The organism is Mycobacterium sp. SMC-4, from assembly GCF_050205565.1.
Lineage (GTDB): Bacteria > Actinomycetota > Actinomycetes > Mycobacteriales > Mycobacteriaceae > Mycobacterium.
Map to the genome: position 1 here is coordinate 14067 of NZ_JBNMQU010000006.1, position 15842 is coordinate 29908.

Annotated in this window: 11 protein-coding genes; 7 read left to right on the top strand and 4 right to left on the bottom strand. The window is 68.4% G+C overall.

The genetic code is table 11. The features are described 5' to 3' along the window. Positions 1 to 6 precede the first annotated feature (6 nt). Complete coding sequence (nudC, locus tag ACQI46_RS12060; RefSeq protein ID WP_427094239.1) at positions 7 to 936, top strand: NAD(+) diphosphatase; 930 nt, start codon at positions 7 to 9, stop codon at positions 934 to 936. Between the two features lie 16 nt (positions 937 to 952). Continuing rightward, a complete protein-coding gene (locus ACQI46_RS12065; protein ID WP_427094240.1) occupies positions 953 to 1165 on the top strand; it encodes a hypothetical protein in 213 nt (70 codons plus the stop codon). Here ACQI46_RS12065 and ACQI46_RS12070 read toward each other — a convergent pair. Further along, entirely contained in the window at positions 1162 to 1413 is a 252-nt protein-coding gene (locus ACQI46_RS12070; protein ID WP_427094241.1) for a mycoredoxin, read from the bottom strand. The two genes, ACQI46_RS12065 and ACQI46_RS12070, sit on opposite strands and share 4 nt — an antisense overlap. Positions 1414 to 1495: 82 nt before the next feature. Between ACQI46_RS12070 and ACQI46_RS12075 the strand changes: the two genes are divergently transcribed. Next, positions 1496 to 3616, top strand: coding sequence for an ATP-dependent DNA helicase UvrD2 (locus tag ACQI46_RS12075; protein WP_427094242.1), 2121 nt, complete (start codon positions 1496 to 1498; stop codon positions 3614 to 3616). 426 nt (positions 3617 to 4042) lie between these two features. Further along, positions 4043 to 4339 (top strand): WhiB family transcriptional regulator, encoded by a 297-nt coding sequence (locus ACQI46_RS12080; protein WP_427094243.1) that lies wholly within the window; start codon positions 4043 to 4045, stop codon positions 4337 to 4339. A gap of 19 nt (positions 4340 to 4358) precedes the next feature. Here ACQI46_RS12080 and ACQI46_RS12085 read toward each other — a convergent pair whose 3' ends face one another. The 3 genes from ACQI46_RS12085 to ACQI46_RS12095 are packed head-to-tail and all read right to left on the bottom strand — an operon-like array spanning position 4359 to position 7999. Next, entirely contained in the window at positions 4359 to 5696 is a 1338-nt protein-coding gene (locus ACQI46_RS12085; RefSeq protein WP_427094244.1) for a macrolide-binding ATPase MABP-1, read from the bottom strand. A 42-nt stretch (positions 5697 to 5738) separates the two neighbouring features. Continuing rightward, positions 5739 to 6569 (bottom strand): cyclodehydratase, encoded by an 831-nt coding sequence (locus ACQI46_RS12090; RefSeq protein ID WP_427094245.1) that lies wholly within the window; start codon positions 6567 to 6569, stop codon positions 5739 to 5741. A 56-nt stretch (positions 6570 to 6625) separates the two neighbouring features. Beyond that, a complete protein-coding gene (locus ACQI46_RS12095) occupies positions 6626 to 7999 on the bottom strand; it encodes a zinc-dependent metalloprotease (protein ID WP_427094246.1) in 1374 nt (457 codons plus the stop codon). Positions 8000 to 8087: 88 nt separating this feature from the next. Here ACQI46_RS12095 and ACQI46_RS12100 point away from each other — a divergent pair, with 88 nt between their 5' ends. The 3 genes from ACQI46_RS12100 (at position 8088) to ACQI46_RS12110 (ending at position 15703) form a co-directional block, all read left to right on the top strand. After that, positions 8088 to 9110: a YlbL family protein gene (locus ACQI46_RS12100; RefSeq protein WP_427094247.1), complete on the top strand. Its 1023-nt coding sequence runs from the start codon at positions 8088 to 8090 to the stop codon at positions 9108 to 9110. 118 nt (positions 9111 to 9228) lie between these two features. Then, entirely contained in the window at positions 9229 to 12258 is a 3030-nt protein-coding gene (locus tag ACQI46_RS12105; protein ID WP_427094248.1) for a UPF0182 family protein, read from the top strand. Between the two features lie 25 nt (positions 12259 to 12283). Further along, complete coding sequence (locus tag ACQI46_RS12110; RefSeq protein WP_427094249.1) at positions 12284 to 15703, top strand: BTAD domain-containing putative transcriptional regulator; 3420 nt, start codon at positions 12284 to 12286, stop codon at positions 15701 to 15703. Positions 15704 to 15842: the final 139 nt, after the last annotated feature.

Genomic DNA, 15842 nt, shown 5'->3' on the forward strand with positions numbered 1-15842 from the left:
GTCCCGATGACGCGGTTTCGGCTGCGCCAGGTCCCGCTGCTGTCCCGGGTCGGCGCCGACCGCGCCGACACGTTGCGCACCGACGTCGACGCGGCCGTGGCGGGCTGGTCCGACGCGCAGCTGCTGCGCGTGGACCGTCGCAACCAGGTGCTGATCTCCGGCGGCCGGGCCGTGCTGAACCCGGCAATTTCCTTCGCTCCCAACCCGCCCGAGCACGCGGTGTTCCTCGGCCGCCTCAACGACGGCCGCCACGTCTGGGGCGTGCGTGCCGATCTGCAACCGCCCGACGACCACGACGGGCCCGTCGAGGTCCTCGATCTGCGCCGCACCGGCGACGTGTTCGACGATGTCAGCGCGCAGCTGGTGGCCACCGCCACCGCCCTGCTGAATTGGCATGACACTGCGAGGTTTTCACCGGTCGACGGCGCACCCACCCGGCCGGCCAAGGCCGGCTGGTCGCGAGTCGACCCCGTCACCGGGCACGAGGAGTTCCCGCGCATCGACCCCGCGGTGATCTGTCTGGTGCACGACGGGCACGACCGGGCGGTGCTGGCCCGGCAGACGCTGTGGCCGCCGCGGCTGTTCTCGATCCTCGCGGGCTTCGTGGAGGCCGGCGAGTCCTTCGAGTCCTGCGTGGTGCGCGAGATCGCCGAGGAGATCGGGCTGACGGTCACCGACGTCGAGTATCTGGGCAGTCAGCCGTGGCCGTTCCCGCGCTCGCTGATGGTCGGCTTCCACGCGGTGGGCGACCCCGAGCAGGAGTTCTCGTTCAACGACGGGGAGATCGCCGAAGCGGGCTGGTTCACCCGCGCCGAGATCCGCGAGGCACTCGACCGCGGCGACTGGAGCGCTGGGTCCGCCGACTCACAGCTGCTGCTGCCCGGGTCGATCTCCATCGCGCGCGAAATCATCGAGTCCTGGGCCGCACAGGATTAGCCGAAAGGATCCGCAGGTGGAAACCCTCATCCCCGCCACCGTCCGGCAAGCGCGATGGCTGCTGGTCGGCGGCGTCCTGATGGCCGTCCTCGGGATCTTCCGCGTGGTCGGATTCCTGAATCACGGCGGCTTCGTCTACCTGGTGATGGCCGCGCTGTTTCTGACCCTGGCGGTGCTGTCGGTGATCGCCGGGGTCACCCGGATCCGACGGGGCGACGACCGCGGTTAACCCGCCAGTTTGGCCTTGACCTGCTTGATGGTCGGGTTGGTCAGCGTCGAACCGTCGGCGAACTTCAGCGTCGGGACCACGTGGTTGCCGTTGTTCACTGATCCGACGAACTCCGCGGCGGCCGGGTCGGCCTCGATGTCGACCTCGGTCCAGGAGATGCCCTCGGATTTCAGCGCCATCTTCAGGCGCGAGCAGTAGCCGCACCACGTGGTGGTGTACATGGTCACAGTGGCTTCGTCAGCGCTCATAAGGACTTCAACGTAGCCGACCGGCCAGACATGCCCGTCCCGAGGTCCGCGCTTGTCAGGCCGCGCTGCCATGATGGTCGCCATGGCCCCGACAGTGCACGACAAGCTGCTCGGTGACCTCGACGACGAACAGCGCGAAGCCGTACTCGCGCCCCGCGGACCGGTGTGCGTGCTGGCCGGTGCCGGCACCGGCAAGACCCGCACCATCACGCGCCGCATCGCGCACCTGGTCACCGCGGGTCATGTGGCACCCGGTCAGGTGCTGGCGGTGACGTTCACGTCGCGGGCCGCGGGGGAGATGCGCGCCCGGCTGCGCGGTCTCACCGGCGACGAGCTCGGACCGTCGACGGCCTCGGTGCAGGCCATGACGTTTCACGCCGCGGCCCGACGGCAGCTGTCCTACTTCTGGCCGCGCGTGGTCGGCAACACCGAGTGGCAATTGCTGGACTCGAAGTTCGCGATCGTCGCGCAGGCCGCCAACCGCAGCGCGCTGCCCACCGGCACCGAGAACGTGCGTGACCTCGCCGGCGAGATCGAGTGGGCCAAGGCGTCGCTGATCAGCCCGGAGGCCTACCCGGCCGCGGTCGCCGAAGTCAGCCGGGACATCCCGTTCGACGCCAAGAAGATCGCCAAGGCGTACGCGGGTTACGAGGCGCTCAAGGCACGCGGTGGCGACCTCATGCTCCTGGATTTCGACGACCTGCTGCTGCACACCGCCGCGGCCATCGAGAACGACCCCGCCGTGGCCCAGGAGTTCCGCGACCGGTACCGCTGCTTCGTCGTCGACGAATACCAGGACGTCACACCGTTGCAGCAGCGGGTGCTCGACGCGTGGCTCGGCGACCGGGACGACCTGACCGTCGTCGGTGACGCCAACCAGACCATCTACTCGTTCACCGGGGCGTCGCCGCGCTACCTGCTGGACTTCTCCCGGCGCTTCCCCGACGCCGCCGTCGTGCGGCTCGAACGCGACTACCGGTCCACCCCGCAGGTGGTGTCGTTGGCCAACCGGGTGATCGCCGGGGCCCGCGGCCGGATGGCCGGCAGCCGGCTGCATCTGATCGGACAGCGCCCGCCCGGACCGAACCCGCAGTTCAAGGAATACCCCGACGAGGTCGCCGAAGCCGCAGCGGTGGCCGCGGCTGTCAAGAAGCTCATCGAAGCCGGCACCGCCGCAGCCGAGATAGCGGTGCTCTACCGCATCAACGCGCAATCGGAGGTGTACGAGGAGGCCCTGACCGAAGCGGGTGTCCCGTTCCAGGTCCGGGGCGGCGAAGGGTTCTTCACCCGCCAGGAAGTGCGCCAGGCGTTGCTGGCCCTGCAGCGCACCGCCGAACGGGTTCCCGACGACGAACAGCCGCTGGGAACCGAACTCTCGCAGGTGGTGCGTGCCACGCTCGAACCGCTGGGCCTGAGCGCTGACGCGCCGCAGGGCACGCGGGCACGGGACCGCTGGGAGGCGCTGGTCGCTCTGGCCGAGTTGGTCGACGACGAGGTCGCCGCCCGCCCGCAGCTCGATTTGCGGACGTTGTTGGTCGAGTTGCGGCAGCGCGCGGACTCCCGTCATCCGCCCGTCGTGCAGGGCGTGACGCTGGCCTCCCTGCACGCGGCGAAAGGCCTGGAGTGGGACGCCGTGTTCCTGGTGGGGCTGGCCGACGGCACGCTGCCGATCTCGCACGCACTGTCGCACGGACCCGACAGTGAACCCGTCGAAGAGGAGCGTCGCCTGCTCTACGTCGGGATCACCAGGGCGCGAGTGCATTTGACCCTCAGTTGGGCGTTGGCCCGCAATCCCGGCGGGCGGCAGGGCCGGCGTCCGTCGCGGTTCCTCAACGGCATCGCGCCGCAATCCCAACGCGACGAGACACCCAGCCGGCCACGCAAGCCCCGCGGGCCCGCACCCCGCTGCCGGATCTGCAATGCGGCGCTGACGTCGTCGGCGGCGATCATGCTGCGCCGCTGCGAAAGCTGCCCGTCCGACATCGACGAACAACTGCTCGCCGAACTCAAAGAGTGGCGGCTGCGGATCTCCAAGGAGATGAGTGTCCCCGCGTACGTGGTGTTCACCGACAACACGTTGATCGCGATCGCCGAGCTGCTACCCACCGACGACGCCGCCCTGGTCGCGATCCCCGGCATCGGTGCCCGCAAGCTCGAGCAGTACGGAGCCGACGTCCTCGAGTTGGTCAAGAGCCGCCAATGATCGGCAAGATTCCGCCAAAACCGCAGGTCAAAAATAAGTTGTGGGTTCGGACTGCTACCGTCTAGCCTCGAAGAACACGTGCGAAAGGAGGGTGTCGCGATCATGGAAAGCAATCACGTCGCAATCGACGTAGCAGCTTCGGTCATGCGCGGTGCCTCCGTTGTCGCTGGGGCCCATCCCGCCAGTGCCCATCCCGCCATTGCCACCGCCGCTGCCGCGGCGCCGCGTAAGCGTCGCGCCGCCCGCGCGATTGCCGCGTCCGTGAGGGGTTTCCGCTAGGTAGACCCAGTCACCGCCTTCAGGCCACGGACCCGCAATCAAACGGATCCGTGGCCGTTTTGTTTTCTGCCACAACACCGGTCACCGGATCCGTCACCAGACAGCCCAGCAACTCAAACCCACGACGGAGAAAGCAGAGGACCGGACATGTCTTCGATGACATGCGAGACGACATGCGATGCAACGAAGCTGGCGTTACCTTGCCATGTCGAGGACCCCGACCTGTGGTTCGCCGACGATCCACGTGACCTCGAGCGTGCCAAGCAGTTGTGCGCCGCTTGCCCGTTGCGCCGCGAATGCCTCAACGCGGCGTTGCAGCGTCAGGAGCCGTGGGGGGTGTGGGGCGGTGAGATCCTCGAGCGCGGCTCGATCATCGCCCGGAAGCGGCCACGCGGACGTCCCCGCAAGAACCCCGAAGGCTCCGAAGACACTGTGGCCGCCTGAATCTCGACCGGCCCCGACGCTAGACGGCGTCGGGGTCGGCGAACCCAGGTACGGATTCTTCGGCGATGCGGCGCGTCGGAACGTGCGCGTCCAACTGGCAGGAGATCGCGACGATCGACGCGATCACCCGCATCGGGATCGCGAGCTTCGGCGGGATGTCCATCTGTCGGGCGGTCTTGATCTGACCGGCGGCCTTGTCGAGTTCCAGTGTGGTCAAACGCTGCAACCACTTGCGGCTGTAGTGGAACACCGGAACTTCGAGCGGGTCGACGTACTGCCGGAGCATGTCGTCGATCTCGCGCGTGGACACCTGCTGACCCTTCTGGATGAAACCGGCCTTCTCCATGGTCGGCAGCAGCTTGTCGTAGTCCTTGTCGACCGCGTAGCGCAGCGTCAGTCCCAATTCGATGGGCCAACCGCCGGGCATCGGCGCCACCGCACCGAAATCGATGATGCCCATCTTGTCGTCGGGCATCAGCATGAAGTTGCCGGGGTGGGCGTCACCGTGCACCATCTCCAGCCGGGTGGGCGCATCGTTGCAGAACTCGAACAGCCGGGTGCCCATCAGGTCGCGCTGCTCCTGGGTGCCCTCGCGGATGATCTGCGACAGCGGGATGCCTTCGATCCACTCCTGGATGACGACCTTGGGTGCGCTGGCCACCACGCGGGGCACCACGAACTTCGGGTCGCCGTCGTAGGCCTTGGCGAACGCGCGCTGGTTGTCGGCCTCGAGCCGATAGTCGAGCTCCATCTCGGTGCGTTCGATGAGTTCGTCGACCACGCCCTGGACGTCGGCGCCGGGGGAGAGCTGCTTGAGCACCCCGACCATGCGCTGCATGGTCTTCAGGTCGGCGCGCAGGGCCTCGTCTGCACCCGGGTACTGGATCTTCACCGCGACGGTGCGCCCGTCGGCCCACACCGCCTTGTGCACCTGGCCGATGCTGGCCGAGGCCACCGACTTGTCGTCGAAGGACTGGAACCGTTCCCGCCATTTCGTGCCCAGCTGCTGGTCGAGGACCCGGTGCACCTTGGCTGCCGGAAGCGGCGGCGCTTCGCGCTGCAGTTTGGTCAGCGCCTCACGGTAAGGCTTGCCGTATTGCTCGGGGATCGCGGCTTCCATCACCGAGAGGGCCTGGCCGACCTTCATCGCGCCGCCCTTGAGTTCGCCGAGCACGGTGAACAGTTGCTGGGCGGCCTTGTCCATCAACTCGGCGTTGACCTCGTCCTTCGACCTGCCGGTGAGGCGCTTGCCGAAGCCCAGCGCGGCGCGTCCGGCCATGCCGACCGGCAGCGAAGCCAACTTTGCGTTGCGCGCGGCGCGCCCTCGCTTGATCTCACTCACCTGTCCATCATCCACGACGACCGCAGACTTCGACCAACTAGTTGGCAATACGCGTTGTCAACACGAGCACTGTGGGTGACGGGTCCACCGCCGAGCAGTCACCGCGCCGGTACGTACGTCGAACTCCACGGTGGTGTCGAGGGTCGACGGCACCGGGACCGGTCCGGTGCCGTCGTAGGCCAACGCATGCACGACGCGGTCGATCTCGCGGAGCGCCAGACCCGCGGTGGCCAGCACGGTGGCCCGGTCGGCGGTGCCGACGGTCTGGCACAGTTGCGACGCCACCGCCGGCCAGGCGGCGTCCCGTTCGCTGCGGTGCATGTCCGCGCACCGCAGACAGCTGGTCAGGCCGGGGATGACCAGCGGCCCGATCAACCCGGTGCCGTCGCGCACCCGCACCGGCAGGTGCGGAACTCCGACGTCGTGCAGGTCGCGGACCACCCGCGGGTCGGCGACCAGGTAGTCGGTCAACACCGCCAGGTCGACAGCCGCGGGTGAGGCGTAGGTGCGACTGGTGCGGCTGACGCGAATGTTGTTGCACCGCAACGCAGTGAGAAGCAGGTCCGACAGCGGCCCCTCGCCGTGCAGTCGGATCGCGGTCGACCGGGCGGGCGGCGGCACGGCCGCGGTCGCCAGACCGGTGGACAGCAGATGGGCCATCAGACCGGAGACGGTGTCGGCGTCGACACCGTGTTCGGCGGCGCGGGCCTGCAGATCCGACACCGTCGCGGCGTGCTGCAGTGCACGCAGCAGCTCAGCCAGGACGGTCGAGGGCACACCGTCGGGCGGTCGCACCACGACGGCTCGGCGCGGATCCCAGCCGACCTGCACGCAACCGTCGGGGCGGGACAGCACCGGCGTCGCCGGATCCAGGGCATACCGCGTCATGTGACGACAGTGGCACGCGCCGCCGACCGTCGGCGCAGTTATCCACAGGGCCCCGGCTACTGGGGAGAGTCGCGCCCGTCGGTGTCGGGCCTGGGGTTCTCGGCCTCGTTGAGGGCCTGTTCGATCGCGCTGTCGAGGTCGCTGGTGTCCCCGCCGATCACGCGGTCGATGAAGGCCGCCGGCTCGTCGAGATCCTCGGCGCTCGGCAGCAGATCGGGGTGCTGCCACACCGCGTCCCGGGCGTCCGAGCCGACCGCCTGGGTGAGGCGCGACCACAACTGCGCCGCCTCACGCATCTTGCGGGGCCGTAGCTCCAGCCCCACCAGGGTGGCGAAGGTCTGCTCGGCCGGGCCGCCGGTAGCCCGACGCCGGACCAACATCTCGCTCAGAGCCGACGTCCCGGGGATCCGGTCGCCGAGCGCGTCGGACACCACGGTCTGCACCCAGCCCTCGATCAGGGCGAGCATCGTCTCGAGCCGCTCCAGCGCCGCGGTCTGTTCCGGCGTCGCCTTGGGTTCGAAGATGCCCTGGTTGAGCAGCTGCTCCATCTGCGACGGGTCGGTCAGCGCGGACGGGTCGAAACCCTGCGCGAACTCTTCGATGCCGCTCATGTCGATCTTCGTGCCCTTGGCGAACGCCTCCACGGCGTTGAGCAACTGTGCCGACAGCCACGGCACATGGCTGAACAACCGGTGATGCGCGGCTTCGCGGGCGGCCAGGAACGTGACGATCTCGCTGCGCGGCTGCTCGAGGCCCTCGGCGAGCGCCTCGATGGCCTCCGGCATCAACGCCGCGACGCCCTTCGGGCCGAGCGGCAGCCCGATGTCGGTGGAGGTCAACACTTCTCGCGAGAGCTTGCCCAGCGCCTGGCCCAGCTGCGAGCCGAACGCCATGCCGCCCATCTGCGACATCATCGCCAACAGCGGGCCGGCCATCGCCTTGGCCTCTTCCGGCAGCGCCGACGCCCAGACGGTGGAGATCTGCTCGGCGACCGGGTCGCACAGCCGCTTCCAGGTGCTCAGCGTGTTGTCGATCCAGTCGGTCGGCGTCCACGCCGCGGTGCGGGTGCTGCCCGCCGGCAGCGCGGTGGCGCCGTCGAGCCAGGTCTCGGCCAGCCGCACGGCGTCGGCCAGCGCGGAGGCCGTCTGTTCCGGCACGGGCGCGACGAACCCGATCGAGCTGGCGGCCAGCTGACGGGCCAGGTCGTAGTTCACCGGTCCGGCGGCCTGGCCGCCGGCCATCACCGAGCCGGCGCCGCTGAACATCTCACCGAGCTTGCTGAAGATCTGCCCCAGCTGCGACATGTCGAACTCGCCACCCCCGCCGAACGCGGCGAAGGGATCACCACCGGCTCCGGAGCCGGGGTCGTTCTTGCGTTTGTCGCGCTCGGGGTCGTCCCCGGCGGAGAACCCGAAGGGCAGGTCAGCCATATCTCAACGGTACTCACCGGCGACCGGCCGCGCGTGGTGGTGGGTCACGCTGAGAGTGAACTGCCCCATGACCTTTACTGTGGGCGGCGTGAACAGGCGGATATCGACCCTGCTCGTCGCGCTGGTGCCGATCCTGATCTTCGGGGTCCTCGTCACCGTGGTGACGGTGCCCTACGTCGCGCTGGGCCCCGGGCCGACGTTCGACACCCTCGGCGAGGTCGAGGGCAAGCCGGTCGTCGACATCGAGGGCGCCGACCTGCATCCGACCAGCGGTCACCTGAACATGACGACGGTGTCCCAGCGCGACGGTCTGACGCTGGGGCAGGCGTTGATCTTCTGGGCGTCGGGCCGGGACCAGTTGATTCCGCGCGAGCTGGTGTATCCGCCCGACAAGACCCGCGAAGAGATCGACGAAGCCAACACCCGCGACTTCCGCAAGTCCGAGGACAGCGCAGAATACGCCGCGCTGCACTATCTGGACTATCCGATGGCCGTCACGATCGACAACGTCGACGACGACGGCCCGTCGAAAGGCAAGCTGCAGGCCGGCGACGCCATCGACGGCGTCAACAACACCCCGGTCGCCACCCTCGACGAATTCCAGGCCCTGCTGAAGGACACCAAGCCCGGCGACACCATCGTCGTCGACTACCGCCGCAGGAACGCCCCGGCCGGCAGCGTCGAGATCACCCTCGGCGAGCATCCCGACCGCCCGCAGGGCTTCCTCGGCGTCGGTGTGCTCGACGCGCCCTGGGCGCCGTTCACGATCGACTTCAACCTCGCCAACATCGGCGGGCCGTCCGCGGGGCTGATGTTCAGCCTCGCCGTGGTCGACAAGTTGACCACCGGCGAGCTCAACGGCGGCAAGTTCGTCGCCGGCAGCGGCACGATCACCGGCGACGGCAAGGTCGGCTCCATCGGCGGGATCACCCACAAGATCGCCGCCGCCGAGGACGCCGGTGCGACGGTGTTCCTGGTGCCGGCCGAGAACTGCGCCGAGGCCAGGACCGCCGATGCCGACGGCATGGACCTGCTCACCGTCGAGACCCTCGAGCAGGCGGTGGACTCGTTGCGGGTCTTGTCCGCCGGTGGTGAACCTCCCCGCTGCTGACCCCCGCTGTCCGCGCCGATGCGTAGAGTGATGCGCAAACAGCCTGCATTCGTGGCGTGCGTGGCGGTCTGTTCCGATCGTGCTGGCAGTGAGATTCAAGTGAGACTGGAGTAACCGAGTGGGTATGCGGCCCGCGGCGAGAATGCCGAATCTGACGCGACGAAGCCGGGTCCTGATCGCGATCGCGGTCGTGGTCGTGCTGTTGCTGCTGATCGGTCCGAGGCTGATCGACACCTACGTCGACTGGCTGTGGTTCGGCGAGCTGGGCTACCGGTCGGTGTTCACCACGCAGCTGGTCACCCGCCTGGCGATCTTCCTGGTCGTGGCGCTGTTCATCGGTGGAGTCGTGTTCGCGGCGCTGGCGCTGGCCTACCGCACCCGACCGGTGTTCGTGCCGACCGCAGGCCCCAACGATCCGGTCGCGCGTTACCGCACCGCGGTGATGACGCGTCTGCGGTTGATCGGCATCGGGGTGCCCGCGTTCATCGGTCTGCTCTGCGGCCTGGTGGCGCAGAGCTATTGGGACCGTGTCCAGTTGTTCCTGCACGGCGGCAGTTTCGGCATCCAGGATCCGCAGTTCGGCATCGACCTCGGTTTCTACGCGTTCGATCTGCCGTTCTGGCGTCTGGTGCTCACCTACCTGTTCGTCGCCACCTTCGTGGCCTTCATCGCCAACCTGGTCGGCCACTACCTGTTCGGCGGGATCCGGCTGTCCGGTCGCACCGGTGCGCTCAGCCGCGCCGCGCGCATCCAGTTGATCTCGCTGGTCGGGTTTTTCATCCTCCTCAAGGCCGTCGCGTACTGGCTGGACCGCTACGAACTGCTCAGCAACACCCGTAGCGGCAAGCCGTTCACCGGCGCCGGCTACACCGACATCAACGCGGTGCTGCCGGCGAAACTGATCCTGGTCGCGATCGCCGTCATCTGCGCGGCGGCGGTGTTCTCGGCGCTGGTGCTGCGGGACCTGCGCATCCCGGCCATCGGCGTGGTCCTTCTGCTGCTGTCCTCGCTGGTCATCGGAGCCGGTTGGCCGCTGGTGGTCGAGCAGATCAGCGTGCGGCCCAACGCTGCCCAGAAGGAAAGCGAATACATCAGTCGCAGCATCGCGGCCACCCGGCACGCCTACGGCCTCGAAGACGACGTGGTCACCTACCGCGACTACCCGGGCAACGCGGCAGCGACGGCCGCGCAGGTGGCCGCGGACCGCGCCACGACGTCGAACATCCGCGTGCTCGACCCCAACATCGTCAGCCCGGCGTTCACACAGTTCCAGCAGGGCAAGAACTTCTACTTCTTCCCCGACCAGCTGAACATGGACCGCTACCGGGACGAGGACGGCAACCTACGCGACTATGTGGTCGCCGCACGCGAACTCAACCCCGACCGGCTGATCGACAACCAGCGTGACTGGATCAACCGGCACTCGGTCTACACCCACGGCAACGGCTTCATCGCCTCCCCGGCGAACACCGTGCGCGGGGTGGCCAACGACCCGAACCAGAACGGCGGCTATCCGGAGTTCCTGGCCAGCGTCGTCGGCGCCAACGGCGAGGTGGTCTCACCCGGTCCCGCTCCGCTGGCCCAGCCGCGCATCTACTACGGCCCCGTCATCGCGAACACGCCGGCCGACTACGCGATCGTCGGCGAGAACGGTGCGCCGCGCGAGTACGACTACGAGAACAACGTCGAGACCCGCAACTACACCTACACCGGTGAGGGCGGCGTCCCGATCGGCAACTGGCTCACGCGCAGCGTGTTCGCCGCCAAGTACGCCGAGCGGAACTTCCTGTTCTCCAACGTCATCGGGGAGAACAGCAAGATCCTGTTCAACCGCGATCCGGCCGACCGTGTCGAGGCGGTCGCTCCGTGGCTGACCACCGACACCGCTGTCTACCCGGCGATCGTCAACGAGCGGATCGTCTGGATCGTCGACGGCTACACGACGCTGGACAACTACCCGTACTCCGAGCTGACCACGTTGTCGTCGGCCACGGTGGACTCCAACGAGGTCGCGATGAATCGACTTCAGCCGGACAAGCAGGTGTCCTACATCCGTAACTCGGTCAAGGCCACCGTCGACGCCTACGACGGCACCGTGACGCTCTACGCCCAGGACGAAGAGGACCCGGTGCTGCAGGCGTGGATGAAGGTGTTCCCCGACACCGTCAAGCCGAAGTCCGACATCACCCCGGAACTGCGGGAGCATCTGCGGTACCCCGAGGACCTGTTCAAGGTGCAGCGGGCGCTGTTGGCCAAGTACCACGTCGACGACCCGGTGACGTTCTTCTCGACGTCGGACTTCTGGGATGTGCCGCTGGATCCGAACCCCACGGCCAGCAGCTTCCAGCCGCCGTACTACATCGTCGCCAAGGACCTCGCGGCGCAGAACGGGGCGGGTTCGTTCCAGCTGACCAGCGCGATGAACCGGTTCCGGCGCGACTTCCTGGCGGCGTTCATGAGCGCCAGCTCCGACCCGGAGACCTACGGTCAGATCACGGTGTTGACCATCCCCGGTCAGGTCAACGGTCCAAAGCTGGCGTTCAACGCGATCAGCACCGACACCGCCGTCTCGCAGGATCTCGGTGTCATCGGCCGCGACAACCAGAACCGCATCCGGTGGGGCAACCTGCTGACCCTGCCGGTCGGTCCCGGCGGTCTGCTCTACGTCGCCCCGGTCTACGCATCGCCGGGCAACACGGACGCGGCGTCGTCGTACCCGCGTCTGATCCGCGTGGCGATGATGTACAACGACAAGATCGGTTACGGCCCGACCGTCCGCGACGCGCTGACCGACCTGTTCGGACCCGGCGCGGACGCCACCGCGACCGGTCCTGCCCCCACCGGGCCGCCGGCGAACGGTCAAGCAGCCCAACAGCGTCCGCCGGCCAACAACAACCAGCAGCCGGCTGCCGCGCCGCCGGCCGGGCCCGGCCAGACGCCGCCGGAGCAGCAGCCGGAGACGCCGGAAGCAGCGGTTCCGCCAACCGGACCTACGGAGCTCTCCGGAGCCAAAGCCGCTGCGCTGCAGGAGGTCAACACGGCGCTGGACGCGGTGCGCGAGGCGCAACGCAACGGTGACTTCGCGCAGTACGGCGAGGCGTTGCAACGTCTCGACGACGCGATGAACGACTACCAGTCCGCGCAGTAGCTCACCCACGCGGGTGCGATACCGGTTGCTCGGGCCACTACAGGTGGTCCATGGGGGAGGACCGGTCGACATCGGACCGCGCAAGCAGCGCGCGGTGCTGGCCGTCCTGTTGCTCGCGCAGGGCCGGGTGGTCTCGACCGACCGGCTCGCCGATGCGGTGTGGGGCGACGCGGTGCCGGCCAGCGCGACGGCCAGTCTGCAGGTCTACATCTCGAATCTGCGGCGGGCGCTGAGGGATTCGCAGACGGCTTCCCCGATCGTGCGGCAGCCGCCCGGCTATTACCTCGACGTCGACCCCGACGATGTCGACCTGACGGTGTTCACCTCCGGCTGTGGCCGCGCGGTCGCGGCCATCGAAGCGGAGCGCTGGCAGGACGCCCTGACCGAAAGCGATGCGGCCCTGGCTCTGGTGCGCGGCACCCTGCTCGAGGATCTGGGCGACGCGGATTGGCTGCGAGAGGACGCGGCCCGGGTGGCCGAAATGCGCACCGAGTGCGTGGCGAGCAAGGTGATGGCACTGCTCGCGCTGGGCAAGGTGTCCGCCGCGCTGACCGAGGTGTCGCGGCTGCGCGAACTCGACCCGCTGGCCGACCGGGGATGCCGGCTGCAGATAATCACCCTGTACCGGGCCGGCCGGACCGCTGATGCGTTGGAGACCTACGCTCGGCATGCGCGGATGCTGGACGTGGAGTTGGGTTTGGAGCCCGGACCAGAGCTGCGCGAACTGCAGACTGCGGTGTTGCGTCAGGCGCCTGAGCTGTCCGGGTGGCCCCGGTCGCCGGAGTGGACCGGCGCGGCGCCGTTGCCGCCGGAGGGGCCGACGGTGGTCGCCGGCCCGGTCGAGGCCGCGCCGCGGCGCGCGCCTCTGGTTGGTCGCGACCGCGAACTGGCCGTGGCGTCAGACGTTTTGACCCGCGCCGCCGCCGGTGCGACGCGCTGGCTGGTGTTGTCCGGCCCTCCAGGCATCGGGAAGACCCGGCTGGCCGAGGAGATCGCCGGAGTGGCTGCCGCCCGCGGCGCCGACGTCGCATGGGTCAGCTGTCCCGACGAACGCGCCACCCCGCCATGGTGGCCGATGCGCAACCTGGTGCGGGCGCTGGGCGGCGACGTCGACGACGTGCTGGAGATCCCACCCCACGCAGACCCGGACACGGCGAGATTCCTTGTCTACGAGCGCGTTCAACGCTTGTTCGAGTCAACGCCCCGACTGCTGACGGTGATCGTCGACGACGTGCAGTGGTCCGACAGCGCCTCGGCTGCGTGCCTGGCCTACATCGCCGGCGCACTGCGCGACCATCCGGCATTGGTGATCGTGACAGTGCGCGACGGCGAGCACATCCCGGAGGTCGCCCGACTGCTCAGTACTGTCGCGCGTGGTGAGGACAACCGGCTCATCAAGGTGCCTGCGTTGTCGTCGACGGACGTGCAGACGCTGGCCAGTGTGGTTGCCGAGGAGACGGTGACCGAAGCCGAGGCCGCCGAACTGGCCGACCGCACCGGCGGTAACCCGTTTTTCGTCTCGGAGTACGCGCGGTTGCCGCGAAATGAGCGGGCCGGCAACGAAATTCCGCATGCAGTCCGTTCGGTGCTGGAGCGGCGGCTGGCCGGTCTGCAACCGGCGGTCGTGCAGATGTTGCGTGCGGCGGCCGTCATCGGTGACGTCCTGGATTCCATCACGGTGCCGCTGTTGGCGCAGGCCACCCAACTCGATCTCGACACCCTGGCCGACCATCTCGACGAAGCCGCCGACGAGCGCATCATTGTCAGCGCCCACACCGGTGACGGCTATGTCTTCGCGCACGGCCTGCTTCGCGAGCAGCTCCTGGCCGGGATGCCCGCCCTGCGCCGTCAGCGGGTGCACGCCAAGGTCGCAGAAGTGTTGGCCGACAGCGCCCTTCCCGACGCGCCCACGTGGCGCGCGCAGCATCTGGTCGCCGCCCAGCCGCTGGTGGAGCCGGAAACCGTGGTCGAAGCCTGCCGGGTGGCGGCCGAGCACGCCACCGCGCAATGGAGTTCGGACATCGCGGCGCGTTGGTGGCAGGCCGCGATGGACGCCTACGACCGGCTGCCGTCATCGGCGCGTGACGACGAGCAACGCGATGCGCTGACCGTCGAGCTGTTGGAGGCTCATTCGCGCGCGGGGCGAGGACAGTTGGTGCTCGACAGCGTTCAGCGATATCTGGGCGAGGCATTGCGGACCGGACGGGTGGCCTCTGCGGGACGAGTGGCCAGCGCGCTGCTGCGCGCCAGCGGAGGATGGCCATGGCTGGCGCCGGGACACGAACCCGGGGAGCTGGTCACATACCTCGAGCGGGCCGCCGAAATGGCACGCGGGGAGCCGGCCACCGGTGCGCGAGTGTTGTCGGCGCTGGCGGTCGGCCACTGCTATGACTCCGATCCCGACGTTGCCGCAGGCTTGCTCGACGAGGCCGAGCGGTTGGCCGACGCGACCGGCGATCCCGACATCAGGGCTGACGTGCTCATGGGTAGGTTGATCACCTACTCCGGGGTGGCGACTCACAGCCGGGTATCGCTGGAGTGGGCGGATCGACTGAATGCGTTGCGGCACAGTCGGTCCCGCGAGGATACGGTGATCGTGCATTCTGTGGCGACCATGGCGGCGATGAACCTCGGGGACCTCGAGGCGGTGCGCCGGCATCTGCGAGCCGGGATCGTTGGCAGCGAAGAGCTCAAACTACCGGTGCTGCGTGCTCAGCTACGGTGGATGGAAGCGGTGGTCGCCATCTGGACAGGGGATTTCGCAGAGGCGGAACGTCACCACGCCATCGCGGCGCACGTCCACGAGCAAACCGAACTCTACGAAGCCGGTAGCGGAATGTTGGCGACGGCGACCCTGCTGCGGGAGAAGGGTGGCCCCGTCGACCCTGACTGGCTGGCGGGCATCATCAACGAGGGCCCGGGCGGCGTCGGCATGGTCAACGTGGTCCGCACGGGTGTGCTGACATTGGCCACCGGCCCCGCTGCGCGGGAAGAGGCCGCCGCGGTTGTCCGCAATTGGCAGGAGCGGCACCGCGAGACCCACATCTGGCCCACTCTGGGACACATGACGCTGCTGGCGCACCTGGTGGCCGAACATCGGCTGCGGGAGTTCGCCGAACCTGTGCTGGAAGATCTGGAGCCGTTCACCGACCGCATCGCGGCGATCGGACAGGTCGGGATAGCAGGTCCGGTCGCCCTGGCGACCGCGCGTCTGCACGCGCTGTGCGGCAACGTCACTCGAGCGCGGGAGGATCTCGAGGTGGCTCGCGAAATCGCCGAACGCACCGACGGTGCTCCGGCGCTGTTGCGCTGCCGGCTACTCGAATGCGAGCTCACGGAGTCGGTCCGCGAGCGCAGCGCTGCGGCTCGTGCATTGGCGGCCGACGCCGACAGTTTGGGCATGACCGGAGTGGCCGCTGCCGCCCGCGCCCTGATCGGTAGCTGAATCCGCACCTTGTTGCCATAGGCGCATGTCAACGTCGGTGATCTTGACCACTTGGACGTTTCTTAAATCGCCTTTCCAAGGCGTCCCCAAGCGTGGTCGGTGATGCTCTTCCCAACACGAGACTTGGGAGAAAGGACCC

Coding starts and splice junctions, on each gene's coding strand:
- nudC (WP_427094239.1), top strand. CDS start 7: ATGACGCGGTTTCGGCTGCGCCAGGTCCCGCTGCTGTCCCGGGTCGGC.
- ACQI46_RS12070 (WP_427094241.1), bottom strand. CDS start 1,413: ATGAGCGCTGACGAAGCCACTGTGACCATGTACACCACCACGTGGTGC.
- ACQI46_RS12075 (WP_427094242.1), top strand. CDS start 1,496: ATGGCCCCGACAGTGCACGACAAGCTGCTCGGTGACCTCGACGACGAA.
- ACQI46_RS12080 (WP_427094243.1), top strand. CDS start 4,043: ATGTCTTCGATGACATGCGAGACGACATGCGATGCAACGAAGCTGGCG.
- ACQI46_RS12090 (WP_427094245.1), bottom strand. CDS start 6,569: ATGACGCGGTATGCCCTGGATCCGGCGACGCCGGTGCTGTCCCGCCCC.
- ACQI46_RS12095 (WP_427094246.1), bottom strand. CDS start 7,999: ATGGCTGACCTGCCCTTCGGGTTCTCCGCCGGGGACGACCCCGAGCGC.